This is a genomic window from Actinotalea ferrariae (assembly GCF_019733465.1).
In the GTDB taxonomy this organism is placed as follows: Bacteria; Actinomycetota; Actinomycetes; order Actinomycetales; family Cellulomonadaceae; genus Actinotalea; species Actinotalea ferrariae_A.
Genome location: NZ_JACVQL010000266.1, coordinates 1 through 9,820 on the forward strand (window position 1 = coordinate 1; position 9,820 = coordinate 9,820).

Sequence of the window (9,820 nt, forward strand, 5' to 3'; positions counted from 1 at the left end):
CAGCGGCGCCGTCGGCCGCGGCCGCCCCCGCCGCCCCGCTGCCCCCCGCGCTCACGGCGGCCGAGAGCGCCGAGGCGGCCCGCTGGGGCCGCGTCGACGACGACGGCACGGTCTACGTCCGCGAGGCGAGCGGTGAGCGCGCCGTCGGGCAGTACCCGGGTGCCGACTCCGCGGACGCGCTCGCGTTCTACGTCCGGCGCTTCGCCGACCTGCACGCCAAGGTGCTGCTCCTCGAGACGCGCATGGCGACGGCCGACCTCGCGGTCAAGGAGATCGACTCGACGCTCGCCCACCTCACCGACGAGCTCGCGGAGCCTGCCGCTGTCGGCGACCTGGACAGCCTCCGGGCGCGTCTCGAGGCGCTGCGCGGGGTCGCCGCCGAGCGACGTGCCGAGGCTGACGCCCAGCGTGCCGCGGCCAAGCAGGCGGCGATCGAGTCCCGCACCGCGATCGTCGAGGCCGCCGAGAAGATCGCCGCGACGGAGCCGGACCGGATGCAGTGGCGTCCTGCCGGCGAGCAGCTGCGCACCCTGCTCGACCAGTGGAAGGACGCGCAGCGGCACGGCCCGCGGATCGACCGCACGACGGAGGACGCCCTCTGGAAGCGGTTCAGCCACGCACGGTCGACGTTCGACCGTGAGCGTCGCCGGTTCTTCGCGGACCTGGAGAAGCAGAACACCTCGGCCAAGGCGGAGAAGACGGCCCTCGTCGCCGAGGCCGAGCGCCTCGCGACGAGCACCGAGTGGGGCCCGACGTCGGCGGCGTACCGCGACCTCATGACCCGGTGGAAGGCCGCCGGCCGCGCGAGCCGCAAGGACGACGACGCCCTGTGGGCGCGGTTCCGCGCCGCTCAGGACCAGTTCTTCGCGGCGCGCGACGAGGGCCAGCGCCAGACCGACGAGGAGTTCGGCGCCAACCTCCAGGTCAAGCTCGGCCTGCTCGAGGAGGCCGAGCGTCTGGTCCCCGTGCGGGACCTGGCCGCTGCGCGCGCCGCGCTGCGGGACATCCAGGAGCGCTGGGAGCAGGCCGGCAAGGTCCCCCGCAACGACGTCCAGCGCGTCGAGGGGCGCCTGCGCGCCGTCGAGCAGGCGGTCCGCGAGGCCGAGCAGTCGCAGTGGCAGCGGAGCAACCCCGAGACCCGGGCCCGTGCGGAGGGTGCGCTCGCGCAGCTCACCGCCGCGATCGCCGGGCTCGAGGCCGACCTCGAGAAGGCGAAGGCGGCCGGCGACCAGCGCAAGGTCGCCGACGCGCAGGCCGCGCTCGACGCGCGCCGCGCGTGGCTCGAGCAGGTCGAGCGGGCCGCGGCCGAGTCCCGGTGACGGGCTGACCGGTCCGCCTCGCTGAGCGGGCGGGCAGGGGCTGACGGAGCGCGGTACCGGTCGGAGGCGACCGGTGCCGCGCTCAGCTCGTTCGGGCGGTCGGCACCTCGGCCGCGCGCGAGCCGGTGATCCGGTAGACGTCGAACACGCCGTCGACCTTCCGCACCGCCGCGAGCACCGAGCTGAGGTGCGCCGGCTCGGCCATCTCGAAGACGAACCGCGAGATCGCGACGCGGTCCCGCGACGTGGAGACGGTCGCCGACAGGATGTTGACGTGGTGGTCCGAGAGCACGCGCGTGACGTCGGACAGCAGGCGGGACCGGTCGAGCGCCTCGACCTGGATCTGGACCAGGAAGAGAGTCCCGGTGCCCGTGTCCCACTCGACCTCGACGATCCGCTCGGGCTGGTTGAGCAGGCCCTCGACGTTGATGCAGTCCGTGCGGTGCACGCTCACGCCGGCGCCGCGCGTGACGAAGCCCATGATCTCGTCGCCCGGCACGGGCGTGCAGCACTTGGCGAGCTTGACCCAGATGTCGCTGACGCCCTTGACGACCACGCCGGCGTCCCCCGACCGCGGCCGTCGCTGCTGGTTGCCGGGGCGCGTCGCCTCGGCGATGTCCTCCTCCGCGCCGGACTCGCCACCCATCGACTGGACGAGCCGGTGCACGACGGTCGCAGCGGACGCCTGGCCCTCGCCGATCGCCGCGTAGAGCGACGACACGTCGGCGAAGCGCATCTCGTTCGCGAGCGTCACGAGCGCCTCGTGCGTCAGGAGGCGCTGGATCGGCAGGTTCTGCTTGCGCATCGCCTTGGCGATGGCGTCCTTGCCGTGCTCGATCGCCTCCTCGCGGCGCTCCTTCGAGAACCACTGGCGGATCTTGTTCCGCGCACGAGGGCTCTTGACGAAGGTCATCCAGTCCCGGCTCGGGCCGGCCGTCTCCGACTTCGAGGTCAGGACGTCGACGACGTCGCCGTTCTCGAGCGTCGAGTCGAGCGGCACGAGCCGCCCGTTGACGCGCGCGCCCATGGTCCGGTGACCCACCTCGGTGTGGACCGCGTAGGCGAAGTCGACGGGCGTGGAGCCGGCGGGCAGGGCCATGACGTCGCCCTTGGGCGTGAAGACGAAGACCTCGGCGCCGCGGATCTCGAACCGCAGGGAGTCGAGGAACTCGCTCGGGTCGGCCGTCTCGCGCTGCCAGTCGACGAGCTGGCGCAGCCACGCCATGTCGCTCGCGGCGTCGACGGCGCCGCCCTGCTGCTTCGCGATCTCCTTGTACTTCCAGTGCGCCGCGACGCCGTACTCCGCCCGGCGGTGCATCTCGTGGGTGCGGATCTGGATCTCGACCGGCTTGCCGCCGGGCCCGATGACCGTCGTGTGCAGCGACTGGTACATGTTGAACTTGGGCATCGCGATGTAGTCCTTGAACCGGCCCGGGACCGGGTTCCACCGCGCGTGCAGGGCGCCGAGCGCCGCGTAGCAGTCGCGGACCGAGTCCACGAGCACGCGCACCCCGACGAGGTCGTAGATGTCGGCGAAGTCGCGGCCCCGCACGATCATCTTCTGGTAGATCGAGTAGTAGTGCTTGGGCCGTCCCGTCACGGTGGACTTGATCTTCACCGACCGTAGGTCGGCCATGACCTGCTCCCGGACCACCGAGAGGTACTCGTCCCGCGCCGGTGCCCGCTCGGCGACGAGGTGCACGATCTCCTCGTAGACCTTGGGGTAGAGCGTCGCGAACGAGAGGTCCTCGAGCTCCCACTTGATCGTGTTCATGCCGAGGCGGTGTGCGAGCGGCGCGTAGATCTCGAGCGTCTCGCGTGCCTTCCGCTCCGCCGACGCCGCCGGGACGAACCGCCACGTCCGGGCGTTGTGCAGCCGGTCGGCGAGCTTGATGACGAGCACGCGGATGTCGCGCGACATCGCGACGACCATCTTGCGGACCGTCTCCGCCTGCGCCGCGTCGCCGTAGACGACCTTGTCGAGCTTGGTGACGCCGTCGACGAGCATCGCGATCTCGGGGCCGTACTCGGAGCGCAGGGTCTCCAGGGAGTACTCCGTGTCCTCGACCGTGTCGTGCAGGAGCGCGGCGGCGAGGGTGGGCGGCGTCATGCCGAGGTCGGCGAGGATGGTCGCGACGGCCACGGGGTGCGTGATGTACGGGTCACCGCTGCGCCGGACCTGGCCGCGGTGCGCACGCTCCGCCGTGACGTAGGCGCGCTCGAGGACGCTGAGGTCGGCCTTGGGGTGGTTGGCCCTGACGGCGAGCATGAGGGGCTCGAGAGCGGGCGAGCCCGAGGACCCGCGCGAGCCGAAGCGCACGAGGCGGGACCGCACGCGGTTCGACCCGGTGACGGCGGGCTCGGGGGACGGCCGGCTCGCGGGCTGGTCGGGCTGCGCGCCCGACGTCTCGCCGGGACCGGACACGGTGCCGACGGGCGCGCGCGGCGGCACGGAGGACTCCTCGGCCATCACGCCTCCTCTCGCCCGACGATCGTCCGAGTCTAGTTCGGCCGACGAGCGCTCGTGCACACGCGGGGACGCGCGGCCGTCCTCACGCGGGGGCGGCCGCGCCGGCCGTCAGTACGTCAGCAGCGTGCGCACGTCGCGACCCTCGAGCTGTGCCCGCCCGCCGAGGAAGGTCAGCTCCATGAGGAAGCTCAGGCCGACGACGACGCCGCCCGCCGCCTCGACGAGCCGTACGGTCGCGGCGGCCGTGCCCCCGGTGGCGAGCACGTCGTCGACCACGAGCACCCGGGCGCCGGCCGGCACGGTGTCGGGGTGCATCTCGATGACGGCGCTGCCGTACTCGAGGTCGTACGACTCGGCGAGCACCTGCCGCGGCAGCTTGCCCTGCTTGCGCACGGGCAGGAACCCGGCCCCGAGGCCGACGGCGACGGGGGCACCGACGACGAAGCCCCGCGCCTCCATGCCCGCCACGAGGTCGACGCCCGCAGGGGCGTGCTCGACGAGGTGCGCCACGACGTCCGCGAACGTCGGGCCGTCGGCGAGCAGAGGCGTGATGTCCTTGAAGGTCACGCCCGGGACCGGGTGGTCGGGGACGTCTGCCACCAGTCGCGACGCACGGTCGACGAGGTCCGCCGGGATCTCGGCCGTCACGTCCGTCAACACCTCCGACCCGGCAGCGGTCACGGCTTCCGGCCGGCAGGCCGGTTGGGCCGCTTGCGCCGCGGCTGGGCCCGGTTGCCGAGGTGGCCACCGGGGACGGCCGCACCGACCTGGACCTTGACCGGTCCGCTCGTCGCACCCTCGAGCTCGCCCTCGCCGGCCGACGTCTCGCGGCTCTTCAGCACACGTGCCGTGTGCTCCGCGACGTCGGGCTCGCGCTCACGCAGCGTCACGAGAACGGGGGTCGCGATGAAGACGGAGGACAGCGTGCCGACGGCCATGCCGATGAAGAGCGCGAGCGCGATGTCCCGCAGCGTCCCGGCCCCGAGCAGGAAGGCGCCGATGAAGAGGATCGCGGCGACCGGAAGCAGCGCGACGACCGACGTGTTGATGGAGCGCACGAGCGTCTGGTTCACCGCCAGGTTCGCGAGCTCGGCGTACGTGTAGCGCCGCTGGTCGAGCACCTTCTCGGTGTTCTCCCGCACCTTGTCGAACACCACCACGGTGTCGTAGAGCGAGTACCCGAGGATCGTCAGGAAGCCGATCACCGTCGCGGGGCTGACCTCCCAGCCGATCCCCGCGTACAGGCCGACCGTGATCACGAGGTCGTGGGCCAGGGCGATGAGCGCGGCGGCTGCCATGCGCCAAGCCCGGAAGTAGACGGTCATGACGGCCGCGACCAGGACGAGGAAGATCACGAGCCCGCGCAGCGCCTTGCCGGTCACGTCGGCGCCCCAGTTGGGCCCGACGAACGACGAGCTCACGTCGCCCGCCGGCACGTCGTAGGCCCCGGCGAGGGCGTCGGCGACCTGACCCGTCTGCTCGTCCGTGAGCTCACCCGTCTGGATGCGCATGGAGGACTCACCGACGACGGACACACGCGGGGCGGTCTCCGGGACGACCGACTCGACCGCGTCCAGCGCAGGCTGCTGGTCCGTCTCCGCCACGCCCGTGACGGTGAACTCCGCTCCGCCGCTGAACTCGATGCTCGGGTTGAGCCCGCGCACGGCGAGCAGCAGCACGGAGATGAGCAGCACGACCGCCGACGCGATGTAGAACCGCCGGCGGTGGCCGACGATGTCGTACGACGTCCGGCCCGTGTAGAGGTCGTTCCCCCAGCGGGACACTCGCGAGGCCATCAGCTGTCCTTCCGCTCGGAGCCGGCATCAGCCTGCGCGCCCGTCTCGTCCTGCGGTGTCGACGCCTGGGCGCGCCGCTCGGCCGCCCGACGCTCCGCGATCGTCATCCTGCGGCCGCCCTCGTCGTCGGCCGGGCCGGCGGGAGCACCCGCACGCACCGGCTCCAGGTCGGCCTCGGGCTCCGTCGCACCGGTCCCCCGCCGCCGGTCGGCGGGCTGGCCGGGCGCGACGACGCGTCCGCGGCCCACGTAGCGGCTCCGGGCACCCAGGGCGGCCGGGTCGAGACCGGACCACGGGTGGCCCTGGGCGAAGAAGCGCGTGCGTGCCAGCAGCACCATCACCGGGTGCGTGAACAGCAGCACCACGACCAGGTCGATCAGCGTCGTCAGGCCGAGGGTGAACGCGAAGCCCCGGACCCCGCCCACGGCGAGGAAGTACAGGACCACGGCAGCCAGGAAGTTCACGGCGTCGGAGATGAGGATCGTGCGCCGTGCGCGACGCCAGCCCTCCTCGACGGCTGCCGCGAGCGTCCGCCCGTCGCGGAGCTCATCCCTGATGCGCTCGAAGTAGACGATGAAGGAGTCCGCGGTGATGCCGATCGCGACGATCACACCGGCGACCCCGGAGAGGCTGAGGCGGTAGCCCTGGGTCCACGAGAGCAGGGCGATGACGGTGTAGGCGAGGACGGCCGCCACGGCGAGCGAGCCGATGGTCACCAGGCCGAGCGCGCGGTACTGGAACAACGAGTACACGCCGACGAGGATCAGGCCGATGAGGCCCGCGAGGAGGCCGCGCTCGAGCTGCTCGGAGCCGAGCGTCGCGGAGATCTGCTGCTCGCTCTGGACCTCGAAGGTGAGCGGCAGGGCACCGAAGTTCAGCTGCCGGGCCAGCGTCGCGGCCGACTCGCGCGTGAAGCTGCCCGAGATCTCGGCGTTGCCGTCGGCGATCACGGTGTTGACCGACGGCGCGGAGATGACGAGGCCGTCGAGCACCATCGCGAACTGGTTGCGCGGCGGCTCCAGGGACAGCAGGCGGGTCGTCACCTCGCGGAACGCCTCGGTGCCCTCCCGGTTGAACGAGATGTTGGTGACCCACTCGTTCGTGACCGCGCCCGTCTGGGTGGTCCGCAGCCCGGAGCTCGCGCTCGCGACGTCCTGGCCACGCACCTCGACCGGGCCCAGCACGAACTTGGCGGTGCCCGCCGCGTCGCACGCGACGACCGGCTCGTCAGGGTCGCCGACGAGGTCCGAGCCGCCGGCCAGGTTCTCGGGGGCGGTGCAGTCGTAGGCCTCGAACTCGGCGAGCAGCTCGTCGGTCAGCCAGGCCGGGTCGCTCGCGTCGACGGGCTCGGGTGTCTCGGCCGCGGCGTCGGAGGGCGGCGTGCGCTGCTCCTCGGGAGTGGCCGTGGGCGCCGCCTGCACGATCACGGGGCGGAACAGCATCTGCGCCGACTCGCGCACCAGGTCCAGGGTGGCCGGGTCCGGCTCGCCCGGGATGGCGACGACGATGTTCGAGCCGCCCTGGCTCGTGATCTCCGCCTCGGCGACGCCCGAGGCGTCGATCCGCTGGCGGATGATGTCGATCGCCTGCTGGATCGTCTCCTCGGTGACCTCCTCACCGCTCTCGGCGATCGGCTGCAGGATGACCTGCGTGCCTCCCTCGAGGTCGAGCGCGAGCTTGGGCGTCAACGAGGCGTCGGACCAGCGGTCCCCCGCGAGCAGTGCGCCGATCAGGGCGAGCACCAGGAGCCCGAGCGTCACGAGAGGGCGCGCGGGGCGGGTGCGGTTCGGTGTGGCCAACGGTTCGTCTTCTCTCGTGCGTAGCCCGTCCGCGGCGGTGCGGGTCCGGGGAGGAGCCGCTCAGCGGCGGGGCGTGCCCTCGTCGTCGCGGCGGTCGGTGAGGCTGGAGGCGTCGTCGGGAACCTCGAGGGTCTCGACCGTGGTGGCGCGCTCGTCCTCGACCAGCTCGTCCTCCTCGAGGACGTCGTCGTCCTCGTACAGGTCCTCGTCCTCGTCGTCGGCGGCCTCGTCCGTCGCCACCGGCGGGTCGACGAGCTTCGCGATGGCCGGCCGCAGCCAGCGGCTGGTCACGCCGGGCGAGGTCTCGAGGATCACGACGTCGTCCTCGACGCCCACCACGGTCGCGAACAGGCCGGAGCCCGTCATGACCTCCTGGCCGGGGGCGAGGTTCGCGCGGAAGTTGGCGGCTTCCTTCTGCTGCTTGCGGGTGCGGCTCGTCATGAGCCACATGGCGCCGAAGGCCAGGGCGAGGATGATGAGGAAGCTGTAGTCCATGGTGTCGATCTCACGTCCTGTTCGGGTAACGACCGCGCGAAGTCTAGGTGACCTGCACTCCCCCGCCCTAACGCGCAGGCAGGGCGGCCGGTTCCGCGTGCGCGCGGCCCGCCGGCCGCTGTCGGGCCGCAGGTGGCTCAGCCGAAGAGGACGTCGCTCGTCCCCGCCGGCGGGCGGAGCCCGAGGTGGGCCCACGCCCGGGGCGTGGCGACCCGCCCGCGCGGCGTGCGCCCCATGAGGCCCTCGCGCACGAGGTACGGCTCGGCGACCGTCTCGACCGTCTCGGGCTCCTCGCCGACCGCGACGGCGAGCGTCGTGAGGCCGACCGGTCCGCCGGCGAACCGCTCGCACAGCGCGGTCAGCACGCTGCGGTCGAGCCGGTCGAGGCCGATCTCGTCGACCTCGTAGACCAGGAGCGCGGCTCTCGCCGCGGCGAGGTCGAGCGTCCCGTCGCCGCGCACCTGCGCCCAGTCGCGCACCCGGCGCAGGAGCCGGTTGGCGATCCGCGGCGTCCCGCGCGACCGGCGCGCGATCTCCACCGCCGCGTCGCCGTGCAGCTCGACCCCCAGGAGCCCCGCGGACCGGCTGAGCACCTGCTGCAGCTCGCCCTCGTCGTAGAAGTCGAGGTGCCCGGTGAACCCGAACCGGTCGCGCAGCGGGGCCGGCAGCAGACCTGCGCGGGTCGTCGCGCCGACCACGGTGAACGGCGGCAGCGCGAGGCCGATGGCGTTGGCGCCTGCGCCCTTGCCGACGACGACGTCGACGCGGAAGTCCTCCATGGCGACGTACAGCAGCTCCTCGGCCGGACGCGCCAGGCGGTGGATCTCGTCGATGAACAGGACCTCGCCCTCCTCGAGCGAGGACAGGACGGCCGCGAGGTCGCCCGCGTGCTGGATCGCGGGCCCGGACGTCACGCGGACCGACGTGCCGAGCTCGGCCGCGATGATCATGGCGAGCGTCGTCTTGCCGAGACCGGGCGGGCCGGAGAGCAGCACGTGGTCGGGCGCACGTCCCCGGCCGAGCGCCGCGTGCAGGACGAGCTCGAGCTGCTCGCGGACGACGCGCTGACCGACGAACTCGGCGAGGCGTCGGGGGCGCAGCGCGGCCTCGGCCGCCCGCTCGAGGTCCTCGGCGCCGGGGGCCACGATGCGCTCGGTCACGACCTCCTCGTCAGGCACGGCCGCCGCCCAGCACCCGGAGCGCCCCGCGCAGCACCGCCGCGACGTCGGCCGCCTCGACCGCACCCGCGTCGCTCGGCACCACGGTCGCGACGGCGTCCTCGGCCGCCTTCGCCGTCCAGCCCAGCCCGACGAGCGCCTCGACCACCTCGCCGCGGCGGTCCGCCACGGGTGCGGGAGCGCCGCCCGTCGTCACGGCCGCCGTGGGCGGACCGAGCCGGTCGGCGAGCTCGAGGACGATCCGCTGGGCACCCTTGCGCCCGATGCCGGGGACGCGCTGCAGCGCCGCCAGGTCCTCGGTGCCGACGGCGCGACGGAGCCCGTCGGGCGTGTGCACCGCGAGCATCGCGAGCGCCAGGCGCGGGCCCACGCCGCTCACGGTCTGCACGGCCTCGAAGGTGTCCCGCTCGTCGGCGTCGGCGAAGCCGTAGAGGGTCAACGAGTCCTCGCGCACGACGAGCGACGTCGCGAGGTCGGCCTGCTCACCGACGCGCAGCGCGGCGAGCGTCGTCGGCGTCGCGTAGGCCAGCAGCCCCACGCCGCCGACCTCGACGACCGCGGCGTCCAGCCGCAGAGCCACGACGCGTCCGCGCAACGAGGCGATCACCCTGGGTACCTCCCGTCACCACGGCGCACCGCCGCGGACCGAACATCTGTACGACCGCACGCTAACAAGCGGCGGGTCAGCGCACGCCGCGGCGCGCCGCTGCCTCGGCGCGCGCCCACGCCTGCTGCGCCGGGGTGGCGGCGGTGCCCGCACCGC

General features: G+C 73.3%; 8 protein-coding genes. 1 reads left to right on the top strand and 7 read right to left on the bottom strand.

Annotated features, from left to right (window positions below; translation table 11 throughout):
• The coding region (locus ICW40_RS17420; RefSeq protein WP_221655271.1) for a DUF349 domain-containing protein at nt 1–1,319 on the top strand (1,319 nt) is incomplete at its 5' end.
• A gap of 82 nt (nt 1,320–1,401) precedes the next feature.
• On the opposite strand, the gene ICW40_RS17425 is transcribed toward ICW40_RS17420, so the two are convergent.
• The 7 genes from ICW40_RS17425 to ruvA form a co-directional block, all read right to left on the bottom strand.
• Nucleotides 1,402–3,789: a RelA/SpoT family protein gene (locus ICW40_RS17425; protein WP_221655272.1), complete on the bottom strand. Its 2,388-nt coding sequence runs from the start codon at nt 3,787–3,789 to the stop codon at nt 1,402–1,404.
• A 108-nt stretch (nt 3,790–3,897) separates the two neighbouring features.
• Nucleotides 3,898–4,437: an adenine phosphoribosyltransferase gene (locus tag ICW40_RS17430; RefSeq protein WP_221655273.1), complete on the bottom strand. Its 540-nt coding sequence runs from the start codon at nt 4,435–4,437 to the stop codon at nt 3,898–3,900.
• Between the two features lie 29 nt (nt 4,438–4,466).
• Nucleotides 4,467–5,585 carry a protein translocase subunit SecF gene (gene secF / locus ICW40_RS17435; RefSeq protein ID WP_221655274.1) on the bottom strand — a complete coding sequence of 373 codons (1,119 nt, stop codon included), beginning with the start codon at nt 5,583–5,585 and terminating at the stop codon, nt 4,467–4,469.
• Nucleotides 5,585–7,384 carry a protein translocase subunit SecD gene (gene secD / locus ICW40_RS17440; RefSeq protein ID WP_221655275.1) on the bottom strand — a complete coding sequence of 600 codons (1,800 nt, stop codon included), beginning with the start codon at nt 7,382–7,384 and terminating at the stop codon, nt 5,585–5,587. Before secD ends, secF begins: the two co-directional genes overlap by 1 nt.
• Nucleotides 7,385–7,444: 60 nt before the next feature.
• Entirely contained in the window at nt 7,445–7,879 is a 435-nt protein-coding gene (gene yajC, locus ICW40_RS17445) for a preprotein translocase subunit YajC (RefSeq protein WP_221655276.1), read from the bottom strand.
• A gap of 137 nt (nt 7,880–8,016) precedes the next feature.
• Nucleotides 8,017–9,039, bottom strand: coding sequence for a Holliday junction branch migration DNA helicase RuvB (ruvB, locus tag ICW40_RS17450; protein ID WP_308121890.1), 1,023 nt, complete (start codon nt 9,037–9,039; stop codon nt 8,017–8,019).
• A gap of 10 nt (nt 9,040–9,049) precedes the next feature.
• Nucleotides 9,050–9,664 (bottom strand): Holliday junction branch migration protein RuvA, encoded by a 615-nt coding sequence (gene ruvA, locus ICW40_RS17455; protein WP_221655278.1) that lies wholly within the window; start codon nt 9,662–9,664, stop codon nt 9,050–9,052.
• Nucleotides 9,665–9,820 lie beyond the last annotated feature (156 nt).

What these genes read in the sequence shown, in the direction of transcription:
- secF (WP_221655274.1), bottom strand. Translation starts at nt 5,585, where the DNA reads ATGGCCTCGCGAGTGTCCCGCTGGGGGAACGACCTCTACACGGGCCGG.
- ICW40_RS17425 (WP_221655272.1), bottom strand. Translation starts at nt 3,789, where the DNA reads ATGGCCGAGGAGTCCTCCGTGCCGCCGCGCGCGCCCGTCGGCACCGTG.
- yajC (WP_221655276.1), bottom strand. Translation starts at nt 7,879, where the DNA reads ATGGACTACAGCTTCCTCATCATCCTCGCCCTGGCCTTCGGCGCCATG.